Below are 26876 nucleotides of genomic sequence, written 5' to 3'. Positions count from 1 at the left end.
AAAACATTATTTAATTATACTAAAGTAAAAAAATATTCGTTATAATAACTCGTTTTACCGATTAAGTGAAAATAATTTTTCAATAATTTAATCCGTAAAATTTGGATTATTTAAAATAATTTCTACATTTGCCATCCCCGAGACAAATATTAATAACTAGTTATCAATGATTTATAAAATTTATTTTATTGTTTTTTTAAGTTTTTTTACAACAAAACCTACAAAAGAAAATACAGTAAACAAAACAAAACAAGAGGTTTCTCTTCATTTAGCAGCTAATAATACAGTTTCAAAAACAGAACAAAAATTTTCTTTAATTGAAGAAAATTCTACAACCGTTCCTTCTTTAGAGAGTTTTGAAGAAGCTTTTAAAGGATACGAAAATTTAAAATCTCAAAATAAATTAGAAAATAATATTTTAACTATCGTTGATTTTAGTTTGTCTTCCAATCAAAAAAGATTGTGGGTTATTGACATGGAATCTAATGAAGTTTTATATCATACTCTTGTTGCTCATGGAAGAAATTCAGGAGAAGAATTTGCTACAAGTTTTTCAAATAAACCAGAGTCTTATAAAAGTAGCTTAGGTTTTTATTTAACAGCTGAAATTTATACAGGCAAACACGGTTCTTCATTAAAATTAGATGGAATTGAAAAAGGTGTTAATGATAATGCTCGTGAAAGAGCAATTGTGATTCATGGTGCAGATTATGTAAATGAATCATTTGCAAAAAATAACGGAAGATTAGGAAGAAGTCTAGGATGTCCGGCTTTACCAGTAAATGTTTCAAATAAAATTATTACTAAAATAAAAAATAAATCCCTTTTATTTATTTATCATCCTTCAAGAAAATCAACTCTTATCAAAGGATTTGTTTCTTAGTTTTTCGTACAATTCATCATCTAATTTGTAGATATCAGGACAAAACATAATTTGAGATTTTTCAACCCAACTGGTGTAGTATAACTGAAATACTTTTACATTAATTTTAATTGGAACAACTTTTGTTTTTGCTTTTTTAATTATGGTATCTATTTCAGATTCTTTCCAAAACTCTTCATCATCTTTCATCAATATTGTTTTTGCGAAAGGCAAGGGTTCTTCAATTCGAACACAACCAGAACTCAAAGCTCTGTAAGAACGTGTAAAATAATCTCTATGATTGGTATCATGAAGATAAACCATGTATTTATTAGGAAAATTGAATTTCACTAAACCTAGTGAATTATTGTAGCCAGGACTTTGAACATATCTATAACTTTTATAATTTTTTGAATCCCAATCTTTAGGTTTAATGGTGTCTTTTTTACTATTTAAAATCGTAATTCGATTTCGTGTAAAATAACTAATGTTTTTTGAAGCCGAAGGTACCAAATCTTCTTTTAAAATAGTTGGAGGTACTGTCCAAGTAGGATTAAAAACTAAATTATTTATTTTTGAAGTCAAAATAGGTGTTTTCCTAGAAGGTTTTCCTACTACAATTCTTTTGCTTTCTACAGTGTCATTTTCAAAAACAAAATGTAATTTATATTCTGGAATGTTTATAAAAATATAATTTTCTCCAAAATCTTCAGGAAACCATTTCCAGCGTTCTAAATTGACTTTTAATTGTTCAATACGTTTTTCTTTAGAATAATTCAAAGCGTCAACCGTTCCTTTTCCAATAACACCATCAGGTGACAATCCATTTCGTTTTTGAAATTTTTTTATCGCTTTTATGGTTTCTTTATCGTAAACTAATGTTCCGTCATTCTCATTTAAATCATTCCAATACACTAATTTTTGTTTAATGACTTGTATTGTTTTTGAAGAATCATTGGCTACAATTTTAGTGTCAACTACTGTTTTTGGGAAATTATAATCAGATTTTTTTAAAATGGATTTTAAACCTTCTTTTAAGTCTGTATATAATTTATTTTTTACAGAAACATCAATAAGTAAGTCGTTAATTTCATTGTTTTGAATGGCTTCGATTATTTTTTCAATTTTAATGGGACTTTTATAAGGTAAATCCCAGTCATTATATAAATCTCTTGGATTTAATTTCCCTTTATGAAGGTCATCGGCCAAATTTTTAAAACCATTTGAAAGTAATAAATCAAAAGTTTGAAAATCACTGTAATTAATTTTTGTTCTGTTTCTTTCAAAAGAGTCAATTTCTTTTAAATGATAATCTTCTGGAAATAAACCATCTTCTTCGCTTTTTTTTATGAAATCAATTAATGTTTTTCGGTTTTTGTCATTGTTCCAAATAATTTTATTGTCAAATGAAGCATACAATTCTTTAATGCCGTCATTTTCTTTTTCTAAAAATTCAGGTTTTATAATTTGATCAATAGAATCTTGGTCTACAAAGAAATTTGAAACTTTTGTAGGAGCAACTTTTTCTTTACAGCTATGTAAAAAAAACATTGTAATAAACAATAAAAGAAAGTAGTTTTTTCTATTCATATGTATCAAATATAGCTAATTTTTAAAGATTAAAAAACACTATTTCAATTTCTTAAACATAATGTAATGTAATCCTACGTTTTCTATATCAAAAGGTTTGCCATTAATTTTATAATTTAAATTTTCATAAAATTTTTTAGCACTTTCTCTAGCATTAAACCAAATTAAATCTGCTTTTTGTTTTGAACAATCAGCTTCAGCTTTTTCAATTAATAGTTTTCCAAATCCTTTTTTTTGAAATTCTTCCAAAATAGCCATTCCTCTTATCTGAAATTGTTCTTTCTCTTCAAATGAATCACAATTTTTTTTGTAAACAGAAACAACACCAACTACTTTATTTTCTAAGATTAGTCCAAAATGTTTGGTTTTTTCATCATGATCTCCCTCGAAAAATGTTGTTTCAAATGGTTTTCCTTTTCTTAAAACCTCATGTCGAATAGGGTAGATTGCTTCTGGCTTTAGTTCTTTTATTGTTGTTTTCATTTATAATGAATTGTAATATAATTGATTATGATTCTAAAAATTTGTCAAGTAAATTTACAATAAAACCGCGAAAAAAATTTTTCAAAAAAAGTTGCAATTAAAAAAACTTTTGAAGTATATTTGCACCTCATTAATGCGGAAGTAGCTCAGTTGGTAGAGCTCCAGCCTTCCAAGCTGGTTGTCGCGAGTTCGAGCCTCGTCTTCCGCTCTTAGTTTTACTGAATAATTTTTATTGCGGAAGTAGCTCAGTTGGTAGAGCTCCAGCCTTCCAAGCTGGTTGTCGCGAGTTCGAGCCTCGTCTTCCGCTCTTCAAAAAAAGCCTAACTTTTAAAGTTAGGCTTTTTTGTTTATTTTAAGTTACCAAGTTCTGTCTCGGTTTCAATTTCAATAGGATTTTCATTTTGTTTAAATAATCTAGCTGTTAAATCACCCTTAAGTTTAATTGAATTTCCAGAAACTTCAAGCCAACTTCCTTCTCTTAATCCTAAAACTGGTTGCGGATTGTAAAAATGAAACTCTTTAATTCGGGTTTCTCTTGTTTCACCCATATGTTTTGAATTCGTGTCTGGATCTAAGTAATGTGGATTTATATTAAACGAAACTAATCCTAAAGCTCTAAAACTTGGTGGATAAACAACAGGCATATCATTTGTTGTACCAACAGTTAAACCACAGATGTTGCTTCCAGCACTTGTTCCAAGGTAAGGTGTTCCACTTTTTACTACTTTTTCAAGTGTATTTAAAATATTATTTCTATATAATTCGTTTACCAAAACAAAGGTGTTTCCTCCACCCGTAAAAATGGCTTCTGCCTTTTCAATAGCTTCAATTGGGTTTTCAAATTCATGAATTCCTTTTACGTTTATATTTAGAGAAGTAAATGCTTCACTAACTTTTTGAGTGTATTCAGTATGAGTTAAACCACTTGGTCTTGCATAAGGAATAAACAATAGGTTTTTTACACCTTCAAAATGTTTTTTCAAAGTTGGAAATAAGTAATCTAAATAGTTGCCATTATGAAGTGTTGAGGTACTCGCAATAATTATTTTTTTCATGAAATTAATTTTTGTCATTCTAAATTTGATTCAGAATCTGAAACCATATTTATATTTACAAATTTACATTTTTGATTAACATAAGTTTATAATCCTTTTAGATTTTGTTATGAAATCAATCAATTATATTTACAAAAGATATTATTTTAATTTCTATGCATAAAAAACTACTTCTACTATTTTTATTTTTCCCTTTATTGATTTTGGCTCAAAATGATACCATAATCAAAGGACGAATCGTTTCTGATCTTAAAGATTTAGAAGGAGTTCATATTATCAATATTACTAATATTGCAGGTGCAGTTTCTGATAATGAAGGCTATTTTTCGATTAAAGCAAAAACATCAGATACATTATTGTTTAGTGCTGTTTTTTTGGAAAAGAAAAAGCATATCATAACAAAAGAGGAAATCAAGCAAAAACTTATTTTAGTTCCAATTGCACCTTCAACCGAATCATTAAGAGAAGTTGTGATTACTGAATATCCAAATATCAATGCAGTTTCATTAGGAATCGTTCCAGCAAACATAAAAACGTATACAAAAGCAGAACGAAAACTAATAGCAGCTGGTGTGTTTAAATGGTATAGTCCACTATTAATTCCTTTGGGAGGAATGAGCGTAGATGGTTTAATTAATGCAATTAGTGGCAGGACGAACATGCTCGAAAAGGAGCTTGTTGTTGAACGAAAAGAATTTCTTCAAGAAAAGACATTAGATTATTTTGATGATGAGTATTTAATGAAAACCTTAAATATACCTGAAGAATATGTTGATGGATTTATTTTTTATGTTGTGGAAGATGTGCCTTTTTCTAATGCGATGAAAGTAAAAAATAAAACACAAGCTACTTTTTTAATTCATCAATTGGCTGTTGAATTTTTAGAATTGAAAGAAATTCCATTAAAACCTGAAGACAGAAAATCTAGTGAAGTAGAACAAATAAAAGAAGATAAAGATGAGAACTAAATTACTCTTTTTAGGTTTATTATTTTCATTTGTGTCTTTTTCTCAAATAAAAGAAAGGGAACTTGTAATTGGAAAAATTAAATCAGACTCTTTAGAAGTAGAAAATATTACCGTTTTTAATGTTTCTTCAAATATTGGAGCAGTAACAGATGTGGATGGAAAATTTTCAATAAAAATCAGAGAAAAAGATACTTTGGTTATTCAAGGATTGGCTTATTTGTCTACAAAATATATTGTTCAAAAAACCGATTTAGATAGAGAAGTTTTGGAAATATACTTAAAAACTCGAATTAACGAATTAAATGAAGTAGAAGTCTCTCCATACACATTAACTGGAATTATGGAAGTCGACACCAAGAAAATCAAAACTTATGCACCAGACTTAAGTGGAATTGATTATTCGAAATTAAAACCTAAAGATATTTTAGATACAAAACCAATTAATACTGCTGTTTATAATCCTTTAGCTCCAACACCTGTTAATTTTATTGCGATTTTTGGTTTTATAGGAAAAGGAATTAAAGAACTTGTCGGAAGAAATAAAAGCAAAATATCTGCTTCAGAAAAAGCTTTTAATGATAAACGATTAAAAGAAGTGGCTTCAAAACCTTTTGGAGAACATATGAAAGAACAGTTTTCAAATCATTTTTTTACAGACCAGTTAAAAATTAAGAATGAAGATATTCCAATGTTTTTAGCTTTTTCTGAAACTTCAAATGAAGATTTAGTAGAATATCTTCAGCCAGAAAACCATTTAAAACTTATAGAATACTTAATTTCTAAAGCTGAAGCGTTTAAAAAGCAGCAAAAAGAAGAATAATATTTTATATTTGCTACATGAAAAAGTTTATAGTTACAATAGTTGTACTTTTTTTATCGTTTTCACTTACTTCGTTTTCAACTCATAAATTTTACATTGGAGTTTATCAGGTAGATTATAAACTAGATAAAAAAGAATTTCAAATTATTTCAAGAGTTTTTATTGATGATGTTGAAAAAGCTTTAGAAACTAAATATAAAAAGAAATTATATTTAGCCACTTCAAAAGAAAATAAAGAATCAGATGCTTTAATTGCAAAATATTTTAAAGAAAAATTTAAAATTGCTGTAAATGATAAGGCTCAGGAAATGGTTTTTTTAGCCAAAGAATATGAAGATGATGTATTGATTTGTTACCATAAGATAAACTATTCAAGCAAAATTAAATCATTAAATATGTACAATACTATTTTGACAGAACAGTTTTCTGAACAACAAAATTTATTACATATTAATATAAATAGTAACAAAAAGAGTTTTTTGTTTACTAATACTAATACAGAAGAAAAAATTCAACTATAATACTAACTTAATAATCAATGAAAACTAAATTATCACTACTTTTTTGTAGCCTTTTTGTTGTTTTTGGACAATTAAATGCACAAGAAAAACAAGAAGACAAAAAGAAAGAACCAGGACATTATAACGAAAATAAATTTCGTCAAATGTATGATTTGTTAGCAACACCTAATATGTTTAGAACAGCTTCTGGTGCTCCAGGTCCAGCATATTATCAACAACAAGCAGATTATAAAATCAATGTTGAAGTAGATGACAAAAACGCAAAACTTTACGGTACAGAAACTATTACTTACACTAATAATTCACCAGAATCATTAGAGTATTTATGGGTTCAACTAGACCAAAATATGCGTTCTCGTACTTCTCAAACTCCTTTAGTAGGAAATGAAAGAATTAGTCCAGCTTTGACTGAAGATAGATTTGCAAAAGAATTTATGGAAAAAGGTTTTGATGGAGGACATAATTTAGAGTATGTAAAAGATGCTGAAGGCAAACCAATGAAGTACATTATTAATAATACAATGATGCGTATTGATTTAGATAAGCCTCTAAAAAATAAAGAAAAAGTAACATTTTCTATCAAATGGTGGTACAATATTAACAACTATAGAGTTGATGGTGGTCGTTCTGGTTATGAAGAATTTGAAGATGGAAATCGACTATATGTAATGGCTCAATTTTTTCCAAGAATGGCTGTTTATAATGATGTTGAAGGATGGCAAAATATGCAGTTTTGGGGAAGAGGTGAATTTGCTCTTGTTTTTGGAGATTATGATGTAAGCATAACAGTTCCTGCTGATCACGTGATGGAAGCAACAGGTGAACTTCAAAACAGAAAAGAAGTGTTCACAGCAGAACAAGTTAAAAGATGGGAAAAAGCTAAAAACACGTTTGACAAACCAGTAATCATTGTTACACAAGATGAAGCTGAAAAAGCTGAAAAAGGTTTTTCAGAAAAAAAGAAAACTTGGCACTTTATAGCTAAGAATGTTCGTGATTTTGGATTTTCTACTTCTCGTAAATTTATGCTAGATGCTATGGCTGTTCAGCTTGAAACAGTAAAACCAATGGCGATTTCAATTTACCCAAAAGAATCAAATCCACTTTGGGGAGAATATTCTACAAGAGCAGTTGCACAAACTTTAAAAACATATTCAAAACATACCTTTGATTACCCTTATCCAAAAGCAGTTTCAGTTTCAGCACAAGATCAAGGAATGGAATATCCAATGATTTGCTGGAATTTTGGACGTCCAGAAAAAGATGGAACTTATACAGATAGAACAAAATATGGAATGTTAGGTGTTATTATTCACGAAGTTGGACATAACTTTTTCCCAATGATTGTTAATTCTGACGAAAGACAATGGACTTGGATGGATGAAGGTTTAAATACTTTCTTAGAATATTTAACAGAATTAGAATTTGATGCTAACTTCCCAACTGATAGAGGTCCAGCTGCTAAGATTGTTCCATATATGAAAGGAAACCAAAAATTTATTACACCAATCATGACCAATTCTGAAAATATTTTTCAATTTGGTTCAAATGCTTACGGAAAACCAGCAACGGGTTTAAATATTCTTCGAGAAACTATTATGGGTCGCGAATTATTTGACCACGCTTTCAAAACCTATGCACAACGTTGGAAATTTAAACACCCAACTCCAGAAGATTTCTTCAGAACCATGGAAGATGCTTCAGCAGTAGATTTAGATTGGTTTTTTAGAGGATGGTTCTATTCTACTGATTATGTGGATTTAGGAATTAAAGAAGTAAAAGAATATTACGTTTCTCTTGAGCCAACATCTGAAATGAAAGATTATAAAATGAGAACAGGTCGTTTTACTTATAATGAAGGACCTTTTATATATTTAGTTGATGAAAATCATAAAGAATTCAACAAAAAGAATAAAAAAGCGTTTGAAGTTAAAGATGTAAAAATACTAGAAGATTATGTTAATGAACATTATACAGCAGAACAAAAGCGTGATTTAAAATCTCCTAAATTTTTCTATGAAGTAGAATTCGAAAAACCAGGTGGAATGATTATGCCAATTATTGTTGAATTACAATATGAAGATGGATCTTCAGAAATTCAAAAATTTCCTGCTCAAATTTGGAGAATGAATAATGATACAGCTAAACGTGTTTTTGCAACAGACAAAAAAATTGTTAAAATGCAATTAGACCCAAAATTAGAAACTGCTGATATTGACTTAGAAAATAATATGTGGCCGAAAGAAGCTCTAAAAACTAAATTTGATGAATTAGAAAAAAAATAATTATCATTTTATAATCAATAAAATAAGTTAAACCTTTGTCAAAATTTCAAACTTTGGCAAAGGTTATTTTTTTCTTTGTAACTTTGCTTTTTAAAATTAAATTTTACAACCATGTTCGGAATAGGAGGAGGAGAACTTTTCTTTATTATATTAATTTCAATTATGATTTTTGGCTCCAAAGGAATCCCAGATGTTGCCCGTTTTTTAGGCAAAACGATGGCACAATTGAAAAATGCTTCTAACGAAATTAAAAGTGAAATTCAGAAAAGTGCAACAGAAAGTGGAGTAGATGTTAATTCTTTAACAGGTGGAATTTCAGATGAAATTAAAAAAGCAAAAGAAGGAATTACTAAAGCAATAAATCCAATGGAAAACATCGCTTCAGAAGTAACAAAACCAATAGAGAAAGTAAAAGAAGATATTGAAAGTTTATCTGGACCTATAAAAAGACAACTATAATTTTGGAAGAAATATTAAAATTAGACAGAGAACTATTTAGTTTTTTATATGGTTTAGGTTCAGAACAATATGATGGTTTTTGGTTGATTATTACCAAGCAAATTTATTGGGCACCATTAATTATTGCTATTTTATATTTAATCCAAAGAAAAATGGGTTGGAAAAACTTAGGTATTATAGTAGTCTTTTTAGCGCTTTTAATCACTTTTACGGACCAAATGACCAATGTTGTAAAGCATAGTTTTCAACGTTTAAGACCTTCAAATGAAGCTGAATTAGCTCCTATAATGCGAAATTTAATTAAGAGAAATTCATACAGTTTCTTTTCTGGTCATGCTTCAAGTTCAATGGCCTCAACCATTTTTATAGTTTCAATTCTTAGGAAGTATTATAGACATACCTATTTGTTGTTTTTATTTCCTTTAATTTTTGCTTACAGTAGGATATATTTAGGATTGCATTATCCACTAGACATTTTAACTGGTTACGTTTTTGGAATAATAACCGGAACTATTTTCTATAAACTGTATACTTTATTCATGAAAAAGTACGTAAAAAACTAAATTTACAAAACCCTAGTAACTGTCAAGCCATCACGAATTGGTAATAATACAGTTTCAACTCTTGAATCTTCATTGATTAATTTGTTGTATTCAACAAGAATTTTGGTACTAGTATCCTTTGGATTTATTTCTTCAATAACTTTTCCGCTCCATAAAACGTTGTCGGACAAAATTATTCCACCTTTGTTCATCATTGGAACAATCATATTATAATAATTGATGTAGTTTTCTTTATCAGCATCAATAAAAACCAAATCAAATGTTTTATTTAATGTTGGGATAATTTCCAAAGCATTACCCAAATGAGAAATAATTTGATTCTTGTAATCAGATAATCCAAAATATTTATCCTGAATTTCAACTAATTCTTCATTGATATCAATGGTATCCAGAGTTCCATCTTTTTGCAATCCTTCTGCCAAACATAAAGCGGCATAACCAGTATATGTGCCAATTTCTAAAATATGTTTTGGATTAATGATTTTAGACAACATGCTCAAAACTCTACCTTGAAAGTGACCACTCAACATTCGAGGTTGCATTATTTTCTGATGTGTTTCAATGTCTAATTCTTTTAGGATTTGAGGTTCAACTTGACTGTGATTTGCGACATAATCTTCTAATTCTTCTGAAATAAAATGCATAAAATTGAATTTTAGAATAGCAAAAATACAAAATCCAACACTTCTTTCTTCTATTCTCTATTTTCTATTCTCTATTTTCTTTACTTTTGCACCATGCAAACGACAAAAAAAGACATAAGAGCTTTAACCAAAGATCAACTTCGTGATTTTTTTGAGAAAAACGGAGACAAAGCTTTTCGTGGCAATCAAGTGTATGAATGGTTGTGGAGTAAACGTGCTCATACTTTTGAAGACATGACAAATGTTTCCAAAGAAACACGTGCAATGTTAGAAGAGAATTTTGTAATTAATCACATAAAGGTTGATACTATTCAACGTAGTGAAGATGGAACCGTAAAGAATGCTGTTCGTCTCCATGATGATTTAATTGTGGAAAGCGTGCTTATTCCAACAAAAACTAGAACTACAGCTTGCGTGTCTAGTCAAGTTGGGTGTAGTTTGGATTGTAATTTTTGTGCCACTGCTCGTTTAAAACGTATGCGAAATTTAAATCCAGATGAAATATATGACCAAGTTGCTGCAATTGATAACGAAAGTCGTTTGTATTTTGACAGACCTTTATCAAACATCGTTTTCATGGGAATGGGTGAGCCTTTGATGAATTACCCAAACGTAATGAAATCTATTGAAATGATTACGTCAAAAGAAGGTTTAGGTATGTCACCTAAACGAATCACAGTTTCTACTTCTGGAGTTTCTAAAATGATTAAAAAAATGGCTGATGATGAGGTAAAAGTCAAGTTAGCTGTTTCGCTTCATTCTGCCATCGAAGAAACTCGAAATAGAATCATGCCTTTCACCAAAAGTTTTCCGTTGCCAGAATTACGTGAAGCATTAGAATATTGGTACAAAAAAACAAAAAGTGCAATTACTTACGAATATGTAGTTTGGAAAGGAATTAATGATGATAAAGCTTCCATTGATGCTTTAGTAAAATTTTGTAAATACGTTCCTTGTAAAGTCAATTTGATTGAATATAATCCAATTGATGATGGAGAATTTCAACAAGCATCAGAACAGGCAACAAATGATTATATCACTGCTTTAGAAAAAAATAATATTGTAGTTAAAGTCAGAAGAAGTCGTGGAAAAGACATTGATGCTGCTTGTGGACAATTGGCAAACAAATCATAATTTTAAATGAAGAGCATTATTTTCTTTTTAGCTTCATTCAAATAGTCTATTTTTGTTAAATATATGAAAATAGTCGAACAAATAAAGCTACCAATTGTAAAGGAAATGGAACTTTTTGAAAAGAAGTTTCACGATTCAATGTCTTCAAAAGTCGCTTTATTAAATCGAATTACTTATTATATTGTAAATAGAAAAGGAAAACAAATGCGACCTATGTTTGTTTTCTTAACTGCAAAAATGATTTCGGAAGGAACTGTAAACGAACGAACCTATCGTGGTGCTTCTGTAATCGAATTAATTCACACTGCAACTTTAGTTCATGATGATGTTGTGGATGATAGCAATAAAAGAAGAGGTTTTTTTTCCATAAATGCCCTTTGGAAAAATAAAATTGCCGTTTTGGTAGGTGATTATTTACTTTCTAAAGGATTATTACTTTCAATTGATAATAACGATTTTGATTTGCTGAAAATAATTTCAGTTGCTGTTCGAGAAATGAGTGAAGGTGAATTACTCCAAATAGAAAAAGCAAGAAGATTAGATATCACAGAAGATGTATATTACGAAATAATCCGACAAAAAACAGCTACACTTATTGCTGCTTGTTGTTCGCTTGGAGCTTGTTCTGTTGCTCCTGAAAATACTGCTGTAGTCGAAAAAATGCGAAAATTTGGTGAGTTAATAGGAATGGCTTTTCAAATTAAAGATGATTTATTTGATTACACAGACGATGCTATTGGAAAACCAACAGGAATAGACATCAAAGAACAAAAAATGACTTTGCCTTTAATTTACGCTTTGAATAATTGTTCCAAAAAAGAAAAAAGTTGGGTAATCAATTCCGTAAAAAATCACAACAAAGACAAAAAAAGAGTCAAAGAAGTAATCCAATTTGTAAAAGACAAAAACGGATTAGTTTACGCAGAACAAAAAATGGTGCAATTCCAACAAGAAGCACTTCAACTCCTACAAGATTTTCCAGAATCAGATTATAAAGCTTCATTGATTTTAATGGTGAACTACGTTATTGAAAGAAAAAAATAATTTTTTTTAATTTACTTACAACCATTTTAAAGTCATTATCGTCTAGGTTAATAGAAGGCTTCTAAATTTATAATTTCAGAATTCTAAATTCAAAAAATGAAAGTAATACAATTACATCAAAAAGAAAAAGAACTAATTCAATTGGCTGTCCAAAATAACCGACAAGCACAACACCAATTGTATACTAATTTTTCTCCAAAGATGTTAAGTGTTTGTCGTCAATACATTAAAGATGTGCATCATGCCGAAGATGTAATGATAACTGCTTTTATGAAGGTGTTTACAAACATCAAAAAATTTGAACACAAAGGAAGTTTTGAAGGTTGGATTAGAAGAATTATGGTGAATGAATGTATCGATTATATTCGAGTCAAGAAAAACAATTTTAATCATCAGAATATAGAAGAAACAGTTTTGCCAAATGATTTCTCTGAAGAGCAAGATTTTTCAACAGAAGATATTCAACTACTGATTGATAATTTGCCAGAAGGATGTAAAATGGTTTTCAATCTTTATGTAATTGAAGGATACAAACACAACGAAATAGCCAAGATGTTGAAGATTAATGAAGGAACATCAAAATCACAGTTAGCTCACGCACGAAAATTATTGCAAGAGCAAATTAACAAACTAAAGAATAGTCAAAATGGCACTAAATAAATTTGAAAAACAAATTCAGCAAAAGCTAAACAATCGCGAGATGAAGCCAAGTGCTAACTCATGGGATAGATTAGATGCTATGTTGAGTATGGAAGAAAAGCCAAAGAAAAAAGGTTTTTTCTTGATAAATATTGCAGCTTCATTTATTGTGCTTGCTTCAGTTGGGTATTATTTTTATAATCAAAGTACAATTGTAGAGCCAATTAAAGAAGAGCAAATAGTTGTTGATGTTGAAAAAAATATAGAAAATAGAGAAGAGAAAATAGATAAAAGAGAGGAAAATCATGAAGTTATAGTTGAAAACAACACTGTTTTAAAAGAAACTCAAAATAGTCTAATCAATAATCAAAAAGTAATGGCTGTTTCTGAAACTAACAACCATCAACCAATAACCAACAACCAACAAGAAGTTTCAATCATCAATCAACAAATAGAAAACACCAATCAGAAAGTTGTAGCTGAAAACACTAAAACAAATACTCAAAATGTACTGCCAAACTCTCCTAAATATATTTCAGCAGAAAAATTATTAGCAGAAGTAAGTAACACAAAATTTAAAAAAAATAATTCTGAAAAAGAAGTAAAAAGAACGAGAAAAGGAATTTCTGTAAATCCAAATGCTTTGATATCAAATGCAGAAAATGAAATTTATCAATCTTATAGAGAATCTGCTTTAGAAAAATTAAATAAGAATTTTAACTCAATTAAAACGGTTTTAGCAAATCGTAACTACGAAGAATAAATAAAAATCAATCATCAATCAAAAAAACGAGAATCATGCAAAAAATTATTTTTTACACAGTCATTATGCTCATTTCCTTCATAGGAAAAACAGTTGCTCAAGAAAAAACATTTGAAGAAAGAGCAAAAGAAATAGGTAATCAAATAGAAATCATAACAACCGAAGAGAAAAAAGCACTTAGGGTTGAAATCGAAGCAATTGATAATCAAATTTTAGAAGGAAAAATTACAAAAGAAAAAGCAGATGAACTTAAATTGAAAATAGCGGAAGAAAGAGCTTTAAACATAGAAACAAAAGTTGCTGCTGAAGAAGAAAAGCTAAATCAATTGATACAAGATAAAGTTGATGGTAAAGTCAAATATGAAACTGATACAACTTCTGTTAGAATAGGAAAGAGATTCGTAATTAAAATAGAAAACGACACTGTAGATAGAAAGCCAAGAGAGTACAAAGAACGTAGAACAACATCTCAATTTGTATTTGCTTTAGGATTAAATAATTTAATCACAGAAGGAGAAAACATTGAAAATTCGGATTTTCGAGTTGCAGGTTCACATTTTTATGAATGGGGTTTGACTTACAACACTAGAATTCTTAAAAATGCAAATTTATTACATGCAAAATATGGATTATCTGTTATGTATAATAATCTTCGTCCAACAGATAACAGATTGTTTGTTAAAAATGGTAACCAAACAGAATTGCAAACGGCAGCAGTTGATTTAACAGAATCTAGATTAAGAAATGTGCAATTAGTTATGCCAGTTCATTTAGAATTTGATTTTACTCCAAAAAAACTTTCAAAAGACGGATCAAAAACCTATTTCAGAACACATGAATCTCTTAGAATTGGACTTGGTGGTTATGGAGGATTTAATATCAAATCTAAACAAATTACTAAATATAAATTAGATGGAGACAAAGTAAAAAATAAACAAAAAGGAGATTTTAATACTTCTGATTTTGTTTACGGATTAAGTGCTTACATTGGGTATAAAGAAACGAGTTTGTATTTAAAATACGATATGAATCCATTATTTAAAGATAATGCAATTGATCAAAATAATATTTCTTTAGGTCTTCGTTTCGATTTTAATTAATATTTGAGTTAGTTATTCATACTTTCCTACAAGGTTTTAATAATCTTGTAGGTTTTTTTATTTTTAAACTTTGTAACTTAGCGACTTTATAACTTAGCCACCTTAAAAATTGATTGCACAAGCTTCCATAGAAACTGTTTTTGAAACCGCTCGAGTAGAGGAGGTGATTGGTGATTTCGTAAATTTAAAACGTGCTGGAAGTAATCTCAAAGGCTTGAGTCCTTTTGTAGATGAGAAGTCTCCTTCGTTTATGGTTTCTCCGGTTAAACAAATTTGGAAAGATTTCTCTAGTGGAAAAGGTGGAAATGTAGTTTCATTCTTGATGGAACACGAACATTTTACGTATCCAGAAGCCATTCGTTATTTAGCCAAAAAATACAATATTGAATTAGAAGAAACCGTTCAAACAGATGAAGATTTAGCTGTTGCGAATGAGAAAGAAAGTATGTATTTGGTTTCCGAATTTGCTAGTAAGTATTTTCAAGATATTCTTTGGAATAATGAAGAAGGAAAAGCCATTGGATTATCTTATTTCAAAGAAAGAGGATTCACTTCTGATACCATAAAAAAATTCAATCTAGGATATTCTCCAGAAAGTTGGGATGCTTTTACAAAAGAAGCTTTAGGAAAAGGATATAAATTAGATTATCTAGAAAAAACCGGACTTTCCATTGTAAAAGAAGACAAACAATTTGACCGTTTCAAAGGTCGTGTGATGTTTCCTATACAAAGTATGAGTGGGCGTGTTTTAGGTTTTGGAGGTCGAATTTTAACAAATGATAAAAAAGCGGCTAAATATTTAAATTCACCAGAAAGTGACATTTACCATAAAAGTAAAGTACTTTACGGAATTTATCATGCAAAACAAGCCATTGCTAAACACAATAATTGTTATTTAGTTGAAGGTTATACTGATGTAATCCAATTTAATCAAGCTGGAATTGAAAATGTCGTTTCTTCTTCAGGAACTGCTCTAACACCAGACCAAATTCGATTAATCAATCGTTTAACACCAAATATTACGGTACTTTTTGATGGTGATGCAGCTGGTCTTCGTGCTTCGGTTCGTGGAATTGATTTAATTTTGGAAGCAGGAATGAACGTCAAAGTTTGCACGTTTCCTGATGGTGATGACCCAGATAGTTTTGCTAAAAAAACGTCTTATGATGATTTAGTACGCTATTTGGAAGAAAATGCTAAAGATTTTATCCAATTCAAAGCTTCTCTTTTGATGTTGGATGCCAAAAATGATCCCATCAAAAAAGCGGATTTGATTCGTGATATGGTGGTCAGTATTTCCAAAATTCCTGACAGAATTAAACGAGAAATTTATATTCAAGAATGTGCTCGAATTATGGACATTTCTGAAGATGTTTTGTTTAATACTCTAGCACAACTGGTTAAAAAAGACATTTCGGATGCTAATAAGCAATTTAAATCAGACCAAAAAGCATTTGATGTAGTTAAAAATGATGTTGTTGCAAAAACCAATAAAGTCGATATTCAATACGAATTGGAACATCAAATCATACAAATTTTACTTTTATATGGAAATATTGAAGAAGAGTTTGAAGATGTTGTTTACAAAGCCAATGAAGAAGGTGAATTGTATGAACATAAAGAAATGAATTCCTATAAAGTTTATCAAAGGATTTATTTGAGTTTACAAGAAGATGAGGTCGAACTTGCAAATCCAATTTTTGCAGCTATTTATAAAGATGTCATTGATTATTATAATCGAACAGAACAATTTGAAATTGAGCAATATTTACAACAAATTCCAGAAGAAATTGCTCAAGAAGTCACTTCAATTTTAATGAATGAAGAAAAAGAGGTTATCCATAATTGGGAAGGTCAGCAAATCATTGTTAAACTTAAAGAGCAGTCCATATCTCAATATGTCACAGAGACAATCTTAACTTTAAGATGGTATTTGGTAAACAAAATTATTGACGAACTCAAAACTAATATTATTCAGCAAAATCAAGATGATAATACTGAAATTTTATCTATGGTAAGAGATTATTTAGGTTTAACTAATGTGTTCTCAAAAAAATTAGGTAGAGTGATGAGTAGACACCATTAAACCAACTGAAAAGTTCTTGCTTTGTTTATCAAGTCAATTAAATTAGTAACATTTAATTTATGAAGTAAACGTAATTTGTATGTACTAATTGTTTTTTCGTCTAGACCTAATATAGTTGCGATTTCTTTATTCTTTTTGCCATCAGCTAAATATTTTAAAACTTCAATTTCTCTTGATGATAATTTTTTGTGTAAACGGTCACTGTTTTTAGAATCGCTTTGAGAAAGTTTTTTTACAGCTTCACTGGTGTAAATATTACCCATGGAAACAGATTTTAAAGCAGCTCCAAAATCTTTCATACTTACATTCTTTTCTAAATAACCTCTCACTCCAACTTTTAAAGCATTGTTAGCATAAAGGGTTTCTGATACATTAGAAAAAATAATAAATTTGGTGGTAGAGTAATCCTTAACTAAAATTTTAACATCCCTTATACTAGATAAGCCATTTAGTTCAATATCCAAAATAACTAAGTGAACCACTTTATTGTCTAGTAGTTCATGAAGATCTTCAAGTGAAGATACGTGTCCCATAACATCAAAATCAACAGAATCTTTTAGGTATGATTTTATGCCTTGATAAATTACAGGATTATTATCAGCGACGCAGGTTTTAATCATTTTTATTTATTATATGTATAAGTAAAGATAAAAAAAAATGTAATATCTTCAATCATATCAAGCTCTTATTTTAATTCTTGTGGGATTTTACAGACAGGAATCGGGTTCATTTTATGTTGATTAAGAAAATTCAGTCGTTTATAGATCTTAAAAACTACTAATTCTCTGTCAGAAAAGTCATTTTCGGTCTTTCCATTTTCATAAGCAGCCATTGCCCATTCTAATTCATCATAATTAGCTCCAATTTGATCTTCATCACTTCTATCATCTCCAAACAAACCATCTGTAGGCTTTGCTGTCAATATACTTTCAGGAACATGAACATGTTTTGCTAATAAGCGAACTTCACTTTTTAATAAATCTGCAATCGGACTCAAATCTACACCACCATCACCATATTTTGTGTAAAATCCAACGCCAAAATCTTCTACTTTATTACCAGTTCCAGTTACTAAAAAACCATGAATTCCAGCTAAATAGTACAAAGTAGTCATTCGCAAACGAGCTCTTGTATTTGCTAATGATAAATTATAAGCAACTTCATTTTCAGAATTTGGAACACTATTTTTAAAAGTTTCAAATGATGGAGTTAAGTCTACTCTTTCATTCAATACATTAGGAAATCGATTTTTTAATTGGTCAATATGTTCATTCGCTCTATTAACATGACTTTCTGCTTGATGAATAGGCATTTCAACACATAATGTTGGTAAACCAGTTTGTGCACAAAGGGTAGAAGTCAATGCACTATCAATTCCACCTGATATTCCCACAACAAAACCCTTAACTTTTGCGTTATTAGCATAGTCAAGTAACCATTTTACAATATGATTGTTGATTTTTTCGGCTTGAAATAGAGTAGAATCTGTCGTCATTTTATTGAATAATTTATACTATTAAATGTATATTTGTAGCTTGATTTATTTTCTATAAAAATATAATTTTTTTTTACAATGAAGAAGTATTTCTTTTTATTAATTGCCTTTCAATTTATTATTTCGTGTAAAAAAGAAACAAAACAAGAAGTTGATGTTTCTGCAATTCCTGTAAGCTTTAAAGTGGAACGATTTGACCAAAAATTTTACACCTCTGAACCTGAAGATTTACCAAAATTAAAAAGTGATTACCCTTTTCTATTTCCTGAAATATATGCAGATACTATCTGGACTAATAAATTGAAAGACCCTATTTCAAGAGAATTGTTTGATGAGGTTCAAAAAAAATATGCTTCTATTGGTAAATTAGAACCTCAAATTGAAGATTTATTAAAACATGTAAAATATTATTATCCAGAAAAGAAAACACCTAGAGTTATAACTGTAATAACAGAAGTTGATGTAGATGCAAAATCTATTTTTGTAGATGATTATTTGTTTATTTCTTTGGATTGTTATTTAGGAAAAGACCATCGTTTTTATGAGACTTTTCCAGAATATATGCGTATTGAATTTGATGAATCTCAAATTTTACCAGATATTGTAAGCAGTTTTTCTTATGGAAAAATTGCTCCACCAAAAGACAGAACCTTACTTTCTTTAATGATTTATAAAGGAAAAGAATTGTACATGAAAGATTTGATAATTCCAGATGTACCTGATAATGTCAAAATTGCTTATACTGAAGATAAGTATAGATGGTGTGAAGAAAATGAAGCTCAAATGTGGAGTTATTTTATTGAAAACAAATTACTGTATGATACAAATCCAAAAAACGAACAACGTTTCATGAATGAAGCTCCTTTTTCAAAATTTTATTTAGAAATAGATAACGAATCACCAGGAAGAGTTGGAGCTTGGTTGGGTTGGCAAATTGTTAGAAGTTACATGGAAAATCATCCAGATGTAAAATTACAAGAGTTATTAGCCTTGAGTGCTAAAGAACTATTTGAAGAATCAAAATATAAACCAAAGAAATAATGCCAAATAAAAAATCAGAAATAAAATTCTTAGTTGAATTAGACGAAAATAAAATTCCAGAAAAATTGAGTTGGACAGCCAAAGATGGTGGAATTGAACTTGAAGAATCAAAAGCAATCTTAATGTCTATTTGGGATAGCAAAGCTCAAGAAACATTACGAATCGATTTATGGACGAAAGATATGCCTGTAGATGAAATGAAATTGTTTTTTCATCAAACTTTAGTTGCAATGTCTGAAACCTATTACAGAGCAACAGACGATGAAAAAATGACTGCTACAATGAAAGATTTTTGTGATTATTTTGCTGAGAAATTAGACTTAATTAAATAGTAATTAATTTTTAGATTCTGAAATAATTATTTTGGAATCTAAAAATTTTTAGTTTTATTAAAACTCATTCATGTTTTTAAATACATCTTCATTAACTCCATCAATAAATTCAAGAATTTCATCTCTACCAGTTCCTTCTGAGGAAGAAGTAACAAAATATTGAGGAATTTCTGCCCAATTATTAGCTAATAATTGTTTTTTGTATGCTGCAATGTTTGAAGCGATTTTAGATTTTCCAATTTTATCTGCTTTAGTAAAAATGATACAAAAAGGAACTTCAGTTTCTCCTAAATAGGTGATGAATTCTAAATCAATTTTTTGAGCTTCCAAACGAATATCAATCAAAACAAAAGCACAAACTAATTGTTCTCTTTTTTCAAAATAATCTGTAATAAATTGTTGGAAAACAGCTTTGGTTTTCTTAGAAACTTTTGCATATCCATAACCTGGTAAATCTACTAAATACCAATTGCTATTAATCTTAAAATGATTAATTAACTGAGTTTTTCCTGGTCTTGCAGATGTTTTTGCCAATTTTTTTCGTTCTGTCAACATGTTAATTAAAGATGATTTTCCTACGTTAGAACGACCTATAAATGCATATTCTGGTAAAGGTTCATTAGGACATTTACTAACTTCAGAATTACTAATTATAAATTCGGCTGTGTTGATTTTCATTGTATGTAAAATAAAATTCCCCAATTGAAGGGGAATAATGTTATAAGTTGTGTTTTTGAAGCCAGTTTAATAGAATTTCATTAAATTCTTCAGGTCTTTCCATCATGGCAGCATGTCCACATTTATCTATCCAGAATAATTCAGAATTTGGTAATAATTGGTCAAACTCTTCAGCTACATTTGGAGGTGTCACCTTATCATTTTTTCCCCAAATAATACATGTTGGAGTTTCCATTTTAGGCAAGTCTGCTGCCATATTATGACGAATAGCACTTTTGGCAATAGTAAGTGTTTTAATCAACTTAATTCTATCGTTTACAGTAGCAAAAACTTCATCAACTATTTCTTTTGTAGCAACTTTAGGATCGTAAAAAACATCTTCACTTTTCTTCTTGATGTATTCATAATCTCCTCGTTTTGGATAACTTTCACCCATTCCGCTTTCATATAATCCAGAACTTCCAGTAATAACAAGGCCTTTCATTAATTCAGGATACATTTTAGTGTGATATAAAGCAATATGTCCACCTAAAGAGTTGCCTAATAAAATAACTTTGTCTAGTTTTTTATGAAGTATAAAATCGTGTACAAATTTTGAAAACGCTTTTACATTTGTTTTTAAGATACTCTGCGTATAAATGGGTAGCAAAGGAATAATAACTTTATACCCTTTTGAAGGTAAAAAATTCGTTACACCGTCAAAATTACTTAATCCTCCCATCAAACCATGAAGTATTATAATTGGTGTTCCTTCACCTACTTCATAGTAAGTATATTTTCTTTCTTTTTTTAACATAAAAAAATTTCGTATTAGAAATATGCACAAATATAAGACTTTTAAAAATAGCTAAAAGTAATTTATTAATATTTTGATTTACTTGTTTTTTTCTTACAAAAAAAGCTGTCAAATAGACTGATTTTAGATTATTAACAGCTTCATATTATGGTTAATAAGTTTAAATTTTTGCTTTTGTTATAGGTTTAAATTTTTCGAAAGCCTTGTATTTCTTCTATTTGTCAAGTTTTTTAAAAAACCTAAATTTTCATTTCATCCCATTTTTTGGCCAAATAGTGGATAAACTTATCAACAAAGTGGTAGATTGTGGTAAATAGTGGTAGAAAATTTATATTTTTGTAAATAATAAAGTCAAAATCCCACTTGTGAGTACGCTGATTGGAACATATGAATGTAAGGTAGATGCCAAAGGAAGGCTGATGATGCCAGCTCCACTGAAGAAGCAATTTGCGTCTTTGGAGGATGGCTTCGTTTTGAAGCGTTCTGTGTTTCAACCTTGTTTAGAATTGTTTCCAATGGCTGAATGGAATAAAATGATGGCTAAAATCAACAAGTTAAATCGATTTGTGAAAAAGAATAACGATTTCATCAGACGTTTTACAGCTGGTGTAAAAGTGGTTGAAATTGATGCTACAGGAAGATTATTGATTCCGAAAGATTTAATTGCTTTTGGTCAAATTGAAAAAGATTTAGTGTTGTCTTCAGCTATCAATATAATTGAGATTTGGGATAAAACTTTATACGAAAACGCAATAGAAAATGCTACTGACGATTTTGCTGATTTGGCAGAAGAAGTAATGGGTGGTCAAAATGATGACGAAGATGGAATATCATAATCCAGTATTATTGAAGGAAACTGTAGATGGATTAAACATTCGTCCTGATGGAATTTATGTTGATGTGACTTTTGGTGGTGGTGGTCATTCAAGAGAAATAATGTCAAGACTTGGTGCAAATGGAAAACTGTTTGCTTTTGATCAAGATTTAGATGCTTTGAATAACACAATAGATGATGAAAGATTCACTTTGATAAATGAAAATTTCAGATTTATAAAAAGGTTCTTACGTTTTCATGGCATAAAACAAGTTGATGGAATTTTAGCTGATTTAGGAGTTTCATCGCACCAATTTGATGTGGCTGAAAGAGGTTTTTCAACTCGTTTTGAAGCTGAATTAGACATGAGAATGAATCAAAAAGGAGAGCTTTCGGCTTATCATGTAATCAACGATTATGATGAAGCTGCTTTAAAAAGTGTTTTGTTGGAATTTGGAGAGTTAAAAAATGGTGGATCAATGGCAAATGTGATTGTAAATGCTAGAAAAGATGCTCCAATTAAAAATTCAGAACAACTAAAACAAATCTTAAGTAAATTTTTGCCAGGTCATAAAAGCAATAAAATTTTAGCTCAAATATATCAAGCTATCCGAATTGAAGTAAATCAAGAAATGGAAGCTTTAAAAGAATTTTTAACGCAATCCTTAGAAATTCTTAAACCAGAAGGAAGATTAAGTGTGATTTCATATCATTCTTTAGAAGATAGATTGGTAAAAAGATTTGTGAAAAATGGAATGTTTGAAGGTGAGCCAGAAAGAGATTTTTTTGGAAATTTTGAAGTTCCTTTTAAAACAATTGAAAAATTAATTGTTCCATCAAACGAAGAAATTGCAATCAACAATAGAGCAAGAAGTGCAAAATTAAGAATAGCAGAAAAAAAGTAAGAGTATGAAAGCAAATGTTTACAGTTTGTTAAAAGCAAAATTTTTAGTGAGTGATGATTCATTAAAGAACTGGAAATTCATTGTTTTCTTAATTGTTTTAGCCATGATTATGATTGCCAATAATCACAGGTATGATGCTAAAAATTACAGAATAACAGAGCTGACCAACGAAGTAAAAGAATTGCGGTCAAAATTTGTAGACACACGTTCTGATTTAATGAAGTTGAAAATGGAATCTACAATCACCACAAAAATGGAAGCAAGAGGTATTAGGCCTTCTGAAGTTCCACCACAAAAAATAAAAGTTTTAAAAACAGAAGAAAAAGGAATAGTTAACAAATTATGGCAATAGAGGGAAAAAATAGTTCAATGCGAATGTATTTGGTTGCAGGTGTCATGTTTATGATAGCTGTTCTCGTTGTTATTAAATTAACTAATATTCAATGGGTTGACGGACCATATTATCGTCAATTGGCCAAAGATTTAACGGTTAAAAATTTTCAAATTCCATCCAATAAAGGAAATATTTATTCTTCTGACGGAAGTTTATTAGCCACTTCAATTCCAGAATATACAGTTCGTTTTGATGCATTGGCTCCTAAAAAAGAAGATTTTGAAGAGTTTGTAAGTCCTCTTGCGGATTCATTAGCCATTCTTTTGCAAAAACCAGCAGGCCAAATTTTATCGGAATTAAGAAGAGCAAGAGCTTCTCAAAACAGATACTTACTAATAGCTAGAAAATTAAGCTATACAGAGTATATGAAAATAAAAGGTTTTCCATTGTTCAACAAAGGAACTTTTAGAGGTGGAATTATCACAGAGCAAAAAACAGTTCGTGAACATCCAATTGGAAAAATTGCTGAAAGAACTATTGGTTATGAAAGGAAAAATGCAGATGGAAGTACAAATGGAAAAGGAATTGAATATGCATTCAAAAAATATTTAGACGGAAGTAATGGTCACCGAATGATGCAAAAAATTGCAAAAAATCAATGGAAACCAATTAGCGATGTCAATGAACTAGAACCTCAAGATGGTTATGATATCATTTCAACAATAGATGTATATATTCAAGATATTGCTCATCATGCTTTGTTAAAACAACTTGAATATTACCAAGCAGATCATGGATGTGTTGTGGTAATGGAAACAAAAACTGGTGAAGTGAAAGCAATTTCTAATTTAGGAAGAGATGAAGACGGAACGTATTACGAAACTCAAAATTACGCTGTTGCGGAATCAACTGAGCCAGGTTCAACATTCAAACTACTTGATTTAATTGCTTTGTTAGATGATAAAAAAGTAGATACAAGTCAGGTTTATGATACACAAGGTGGAATTGTAAAATATTACGGAAAATCGGTTCGTGATTCTCATAAAGGTGGTTACGGAAAAATTTCTTTGGCTAGAGGTTTTGAACTTTCATCGAACACGGTTTTAGTACAAGCAGTTTATGATAATTACAAAAATAACCCTAGTGAATTTGTAAATAGAATTGACAGTTACGGATTAAATAAACCTTTAGGATTACAATTCATTGGAGAAGGGAAACCAAAAATTCCTCAACCAGGTTCAAAAGATTGGTCTGGAATTGCTTTGCCTTGGATGGCTTATGGATATGGTGTTTCAGTAACTCCATTACAAACTTTAGCAATTTACAATGCAGTAGCAAATGATGGTAAAATGATTAAACCCTTTTTTGTAAAAGAAATTAAAGAATGGAACAAAACAGTTCAAAAATTTGATACTGAAGTAATAAACGAAAAAATTTGTTCTGATGAAGCGCTTAAAAAAGTGAGAGCTGTTTTGCAAAATGTAGTCAAAAAAGGAACTGGTTCAAAATTATATTCACCAAATTTTTCAATGGCTGGAAAAACCGGAACGGTTCAAATGAATTATAGAGATAAATCAAAATTATATTACGCATCATCTTTTGTAGGTTATTTTCCTGCTGATGAACCAAAATATTCTTGCATTGTTGTGGTACACAAACCAAATGTCGCAGCTGGTTATTATGGAGCTGATGTGGCTGGACCAGTTTTTAAACGTATTGCACAAAAAATTTATACAGATGCTCCTTCTACAAATGAAGTAAAACAATTAGACACTAAAATTCCAAGTCAAAATAAATCATATGCTAAACTATATGATTTGAAAACTGACGAAAATATTATGCCAAATGTAAAAGGAATGCCTGTTATGGATGCTATTGTTCTTTTGGAAAATTTAGGACTAAAAGTAAAAGTAATTGGCAAAGGTAAAGTCAAAAAGCAATCTATAGATAAAGGTCAAAGATTCAATAAAAATCAAGAAATAACATTAGAATTATCGTGAAAATTTTAAAAGACATATTATATAAAGTATCTATTGAAGCTGTGAAGGGTTCAACAGATATTGCTATTAATTCAATTGATTTTGACTCAAGAAAAATCTCTTTGAATGATGTCTTTGTTGCCATTAGAGGTTCAGTTTCTGATGGACATAATTTTATTGAAAAAGCCGTAAATCAAGGTGCAACTGCAATAGTATGCGAAGAATTTCCTGAAAAAATAATCAATGGTGTTACATATATTCAAGTTAAAAATACCAATGAAGCTTTGGCTTTTTTAGCGAATAATTTTTATGATAATCCTTCTACTAAATTAAGATTAGTTGGAATTACTGGTACAAATGGAAAAACTACGGTTGCTTCACTTTTATACCAGTTGTTCAAAAAGGCTGGTTACAAAGTTGGATTACTTTCAACAGTTAAAATTTTAGTGGATAATAAAGAGTTTAAAGCAACGCATACAACTCCAGATTCATTAACAATTAATTTTTACTTAAACGAAATGGTTAATGAAGGTTGTGAATTCTGCTTTATGGAAGTGAGCTCGCACGGAATTGACCAAAAACGTACAGAGGCTTTACATTTTGAAGGTGGTGTTTTTACCAATTTATCTCATGATCATTTGGATTATCACAACTCATTTGCTGAGTATAGAGATGTTAAAAAAGCATTCTTTGATGATTTGCCAAAAACAGCTTTTGCATTGACAAATGTTGATGATAAAAACGGAAATGTAATGTTCCAAAATACAAAAGCGAGAAAATTGACTTATGCTCTAAAATCATACGCTGATTATAAAGCTCAAATTTTAGAAAGTCAATTGACAGGTTTGTTGTTAAAAATAAATGATAATGAAGTTTGGGTAAAGCTTATCGGAAACTTCAATGCATACAATATGTTAGCTATTTTTGGTGTAGCTATAGAATTAGGAATGGATAAACTTGAAGCTTTACGCTTATTAAGTGAACTAGAAAGTGTTGCTGGGAGATTTCAATTTATCATTTCAAAATCAAAAATCACAGCAATTGTTGATTATGCTCATACACCTGATGCACTTGAAAATGTATTGCAAACTATTTCAGAAATCAGAACTAAAAATGAACAATTAATTACCGTTGTTGGTTGTGGTGGTGATAGAGATAAAACTAAACGTCCAATAATGGCTGAGGTTGCTTCAAGATTAAGTGATAAAGCAATTTTAACTTCCGATAATCCAAGAACAGAAATTCCTGAATTAATTATCGAAGACATGGAAAAAGGAGTTGAACCTCAAAATTTTAAGAAAACAGTTTCAATTGTGGACAGAAAACAAGCTATTAAAACGGCTTGTGTTATGGCAAATGAAAACGATATAATACTAATCGCAGGAAAAGGTCATGAAAATTACCAAGAAATAAATGGTGTTAGACATGATTTTGATGATTTAAAAATAGTAACCGAATTATTAACCCAACTAAACAAATAGAACAA

At 29.6% G+C, this 26876-nt stretch carries 28 protein-coding genes and 2 tRNA genes; 22 read left to right on the top strand and 8 right to left on the bottom strand.

From position 1 onward, the window contains the following. Window positions 1-166: 166 nt before the first annotated feature. Window positions 167-883, top strand: a complete 717-nt coding sequence (locus ACFO3U_RS03650; protein WP_379738374.1) for a murein L,D-transpeptidase catalytic domain family protein — start codon at window positions 167-169, stop codon at window positions 881-883. Here the strand turns inward: ACFO3U_RS03650 and ACFO3U_RS03645 are convergent. Both ACFO3U_RS03645 and ACFO3U_RS03640 read right to left on the bottom strand, forming a co-directional pair. Continuing rightward, window positions 854-2413, bottom strand: a complete 1560-nt coding sequence (locus ACFO3U_RS03645) for a L,D-transpeptidase family protein (RefSeq protein WP_379738373.1) — start codon at window positions 2411-2413, stop codon at window positions 854-856. The two genes, ACFO3U_RS03650 and ACFO3U_RS03645, sit on opposite strands and share 30 nt — an antisense overlap. Window positions 2414-2491: 78 nt before the next feature. Then, the gene (locus ACFO3U_RS03640) at window positions 2492-2935 is read right to left on the bottom strand and encodes a GNAT family N-acetyltransferase (protein ID WP_379738372.1); all 444 of its coding nucleotides are present in this window, start codon (window positions 2933-2935) and stop codon (window positions 2492-2494) included. A 135-nt stretch (window positions 2936-3070) separates the two neighbouring features. On the opposite strand from ACFO3U_RS03640, the gene ACFO3U_RS03635 reads away from it, so the two are divergent. Together ACFO3U_RS03635 and ACFO3U_RS03630 are read left to right on the top strand one after the other, a co-directional pair. Then, window positions 3071-3143 (top strand) — tRNA-Gly (locus ACFO3U_RS03635). A 26-nt stretch (window positions 3144-3169) separates the two neighbouring features. Then, window positions 3170-3242, top strand: a tRNA-Gly gene (locus tag ACFO3U_RS03630). Between the two features lie 40 nt (window positions 3243-3282). Here the strand turns inward: ACFO3U_RS03630 and pepE are convergent. Then, window positions 3283-3990 carry a dipeptidase PepE gene (gene pepE, locus ACFO3U_RS03625; protein ID WP_379738371.1) on the bottom strand — a complete coding sequence of 236 codons (708 nt, stop codon included), beginning with the start codon at window positions 3988-3990 and terminating at the stop codon, window positions 3283-3285. 155 nt (window positions 3991-4145) lie between these two features. Here pepE and ACFO3U_RS03620 point away from each other — a divergent pair, with 155 nt between their 5' ends. The 6 genes from ACFO3U_RS03620 (at window position 4146) to ACFO3U_RS03595 (ending at window position 9606) form a co-directional block, all read left to right on the top strand. Next, window positions 4146-4958, top strand: coding sequence for a peptidase associated/transthyretin-like domain-containing protein (locus tag ACFO3U_RS03620; RefSeq protein WP_379738370.1), 813 nt, complete (start codon window positions 4146-4148; stop codon window positions 4956-4958). After that, window positions 4948-5778: a carboxypeptidase-like regulatory domain-containing protein gene (locus ACFO3U_RS03615; protein WP_379738369.1), complete on the top strand. Its 831-nt coding sequence runs from the start codon at window positions 4948-4950 to the stop codon at window positions 5776-5778. The genes ACFO3U_RS03620 and ACFO3U_RS03615 overlap by 11 nt, the downstream gene beginning before the upstream one ends. A 17-nt stretch (window positions 5779-5795) precedes the next feature. Next, complete coding sequence (locus ACFO3U_RS03610; protein WP_379738368.1) at window positions 5796-6299, top strand: DUF6702 family protein; 504 nt, start codon at window positions 5796-5798, stop codon at window positions 6297-6299. Window positions 6300-6316: 17 nt separating this feature from the next. Further along, window positions 6317-8584 carry a M1 family metallopeptidase gene (locus ACFO3U_RS03605; protein ID WP_379738367.1) on the top strand — a complete coding sequence of 756 codons (2268 nt, stop codon included), beginning with the start codon at window positions 6317-6319 and terminating at the stop codon, window positions 8582-8584. Between the two features lie 111 nt (window positions 8585-8695). Next, the gene (locus ACFO3U_RS03600) at window positions 8696-9043 is read left to right on the top strand and encodes a twin-arginine translocase TatA/TatE family subunit (RefSeq protein WP_379738366.1); all 348 of its coding nucleotides are present in this window, start codon (window positions 8696-8698) and stop codon (window positions 9041-9043) included. A 2-nt stretch (window positions 9044-9045) separates the two neighbouring features. Next, a complete protein-coding gene (locus ACFO3U_RS03595; protein WP_379738365.1) occupies window positions 9046-9606 on the top strand; it encodes a phosphatase PAP2 family protein in 561 nt (186 codons plus the stop codon). A gap of 2 nt (window positions 9607-9608) precedes the next feature. On the opposite strand, the gene ACFO3U_RS03590 is transcribed toward ACFO3U_RS03595, so the two are convergent. Further along, window positions 9609-10250: an O-methyltransferase gene (locus ACFO3U_RS03590; RefSeq protein ID WP_379738364.1), complete on the bottom strand. Its 642-nt coding sequence runs from the start codon at window positions 10248-10250 to the stop codon at window positions 9609-9611. 93 nt (window positions 10251-10343) lie between these two features. Between ACFO3U_RS03590 and rlmN the strand changes: the two genes are divergently transcribed. The 6 genes from rlmN to dnaG all read left to right on the top strand — a co-directional run bounded on the left by rlmN (window position 10344) and on the right by dnaG (window position 17016). Further along, complete coding sequence (rlmN, locus tag ACFO3U_RS03585; RefSeq protein WP_379738363.1) at window positions 10344-11384, top strand: dual-specificity RNA methyltransferase RlmN; 1041 nt, start codon at window positions 10344-10346, stop codon at window positions 11382-11384. Between the two features lie 63 nt (window positions 11385-11447). Continuing rightward, window positions 11448-12428 (top strand): polyprenyl synthetase family protein, encoded by a 981-nt coding sequence (locus ACFO3U_RS03580; protein WP_379738362.1) that lies wholly within the window; start codon window positions 11448-11450, stop codon window positions 12426-12428. A 96-nt stretch (window positions 12429-12524) separates the two neighbouring features. After that, complete coding sequence (locus tag ACFO3U_RS03575) at window positions 12525-13088, top strand: RNA polymerase sigma factor (RefSeq protein WP_379738361.1); 564 nt, start codon at window positions 12525-12527, stop codon at window positions 13086-13088. Further along, window positions 13075-13830 carry a hypothetical protein gene (locus tag ACFO3U_RS03570; RefSeq protein WP_379738360.1) on the top strand — a complete coding sequence of 252 codons (756 nt, stop codon included), beginning with the start codon at window positions 13075-13077 and terminating at the stop codon, window positions 13828-13830. The genes ACFO3U_RS03575 and ACFO3U_RS03570 overlap by 14 nt, the downstream gene beginning before the upstream one ends. A gap of 35 nt (window positions 13831-13865) precedes the next feature. Further along, a complete protein-coding gene (locus ACFO3U_RS03565; protein ID WP_379738359.1) occupies window positions 13866-14930 on the top strand; it encodes a hypothetical protein in 1065 nt (354 codons plus the stop codon). Window positions 14931-15039: 109 nt separating this feature from the next. After that, window positions 15040-17016: a DNA primase gene (gene dnaG / locus ACFO3U_RS03560; RefSeq protein WP_379738358.1), complete on the top strand. Its 1977-nt coding sequence runs from the start codon at window positions 15040-15042 to the stop codon at window positions 17014-17016. Here the strand turns inward: dnaG and ACFO3U_RS03555 are convergent. Beyond that, window positions 17013-17636 carry a LuxR C-terminal-related transcriptional regulator gene (locus tag ACFO3U_RS03555; protein ID WP_379738357.1) on the bottom strand — a complete coding sequence of 208 codons (624 nt, stop codon included), beginning with the start codon at window positions 17634-17636 and terminating at the stop codon, window positions 17013-17015. The genes dnaG and ACFO3U_RS03555 overlap by 4 nt on opposite strands. A 65-nt stretch (window positions 17637-17701) precedes the next feature. Then, complete coding sequence (gene nadE / locus ACFO3U_RS03550; protein ID WP_379738356.1) at window positions 17702-18511, bottom strand: NAD(+) synthase; 810 nt, start codon at window positions 18509-18511, stop codon at window positions 17702-17704. A gap of 78 nt (window positions 18512-18589) precedes the next feature. Here nadE and gldB point away from each other — a divergent pair, with 78 nt between their 5' ends. Further along, the gene (gene gldB / locus ACFO3U_RS03545) at window positions 18590-19552 is read left to right on the top strand and encodes a gliding motility lipoprotein GldB (protein WP_379738355.1); all 963 of its coding nucleotides are present in this window, start codon (window positions 18590-18592) and stop codon (window positions 19550-19552) included. Continuing rightward, window positions 19552-19884, top strand: a complete 333-nt coding sequence (gene gldC, locus ACFO3U_RS03540; protein WP_379738354.1) for a gliding motility protein GldC — start codon at window positions 19552-19554, stop codon at window positions 19882-19884. Before gldB ends, gldC begins: the two co-directional genes overlap by 1 nt. 57 nt (window positions 19885-19941) lie before the next feature. On the opposite strand, the gene yihA is transcribed toward gldC, so the two are convergent. Further along, on the bottom strand, window positions 19942-20562 hold the full coding sequence (gene yihA, locus ACFO3U_RS03535) for a ribosome biogenesis GTP-binding protein YihA/YsxC (RefSeq protein WP_379738353.1): 621 nt from the start codon (window positions 20560-20562) through the stop codon (window positions 19942-19944). 40 nt (window positions 20563-20602) lie between these two features. Then, complete coding sequence (locus ACFO3U_RS03530; RefSeq protein WP_379738352.1) at window positions 20603-21358, bottom strand: alpha/beta fold hydrolase; 756 nt, start codon at window positions 21356-21358, stop codon at window positions 20603-20605. A 365-nt stretch (window positions 21359-21723) separates the two neighbouring features. Here ACFO3U_RS03530 and mraZ point away from each other — a divergent pair, with 365 nt between their 5' ends. The 5 genes from mraZ to ACFO3U_RS03505 are packed head-to-tail and all read left to right on the top strand — an operon-like array spanning window position 21724 to window position 26871. Continuing rightward, window positions 21724-22194 carry a division/cell wall cluster transcriptional repressor MraZ gene (gene mraZ, locus ACFO3U_RS03525; protein WP_379738351.1) on the top strand — a complete coding sequence of 157 codons (471 nt, stop codon included), beginning with the start codon at window positions 21724-21726 and terminating at the stop codon, window positions 22192-22194. Then, the gene (gene rsmH, locus ACFO3U_RS03520; protein WP_379738350.1) at window positions 22169-23077 is read left to right on the top strand and encodes a 16S rRNA (cytosine(1402)-N(4))-methyltransferase RsmH; all 909 of its coding nucleotides are present in this window, start codon (window positions 22169-22171) and stop codon (window positions 23075-23077) included. Before mraZ ends, rsmH begins: the two co-directional genes overlap by 26 nt. Window positions 23078-23081: 4 nt before the next feature. Then, on the top strand, window positions 23082-23429 hold the full coding sequence (locus ACFO3U_RS03515; RefSeq protein WP_379738349.1) for an FtsL-like putative cell division protein: 348 nt from the start codon (window positions 23082-23084) through the stop codon (window positions 23427-23429). After that, window positions 23420-25411, top strand: a complete 1992-nt coding sequence (locus ACFO3U_RS03510) for a penicillin-binding transpeptidase domain-containing protein (protein WP_379738348.1) — start codon at window positions 23420-23422, stop codon at window positions 25409-25411. The genes ACFO3U_RS03515 and ACFO3U_RS03510 overlap by 10 nt, the downstream gene beginning before the upstream one ends. Next, window positions 25408-26871 carry a UDP-N-acetylmuramoyl-L-alanyl-D-glutamate--2,6-diaminopimelate ligase gene (locus ACFO3U_RS03505; RefSeq protein WP_379738347.1) on the top strand — a complete coding sequence of 488 codons (1464 nt, stop codon included), beginning with the start codon at window positions 25408-25410 and terminating at the stop codon, window positions 26869-26871. Before ACFO3U_RS03510 ends, ACFO3U_RS03505 begins: the two co-directional genes overlap by 4 nt. Window positions 26872-26876: the final 5 nt, after the last annotated feature.

Origin of the sequence: Flavobacterium ponti (assembly GCF_042652765.1) — a bacterium.
Lineage (GTDB): Bacteria > Bacteroidota > Bacteroidia > Flavobacteriales > Flavobacteriaceae > Flavobacterium > Flavobacterium ponti.
The sequence above is the reverse complement of the archived record's forward strand: the minus strand, read 5'-3'. Positions and strand labels throughout refer to the sequence as shown.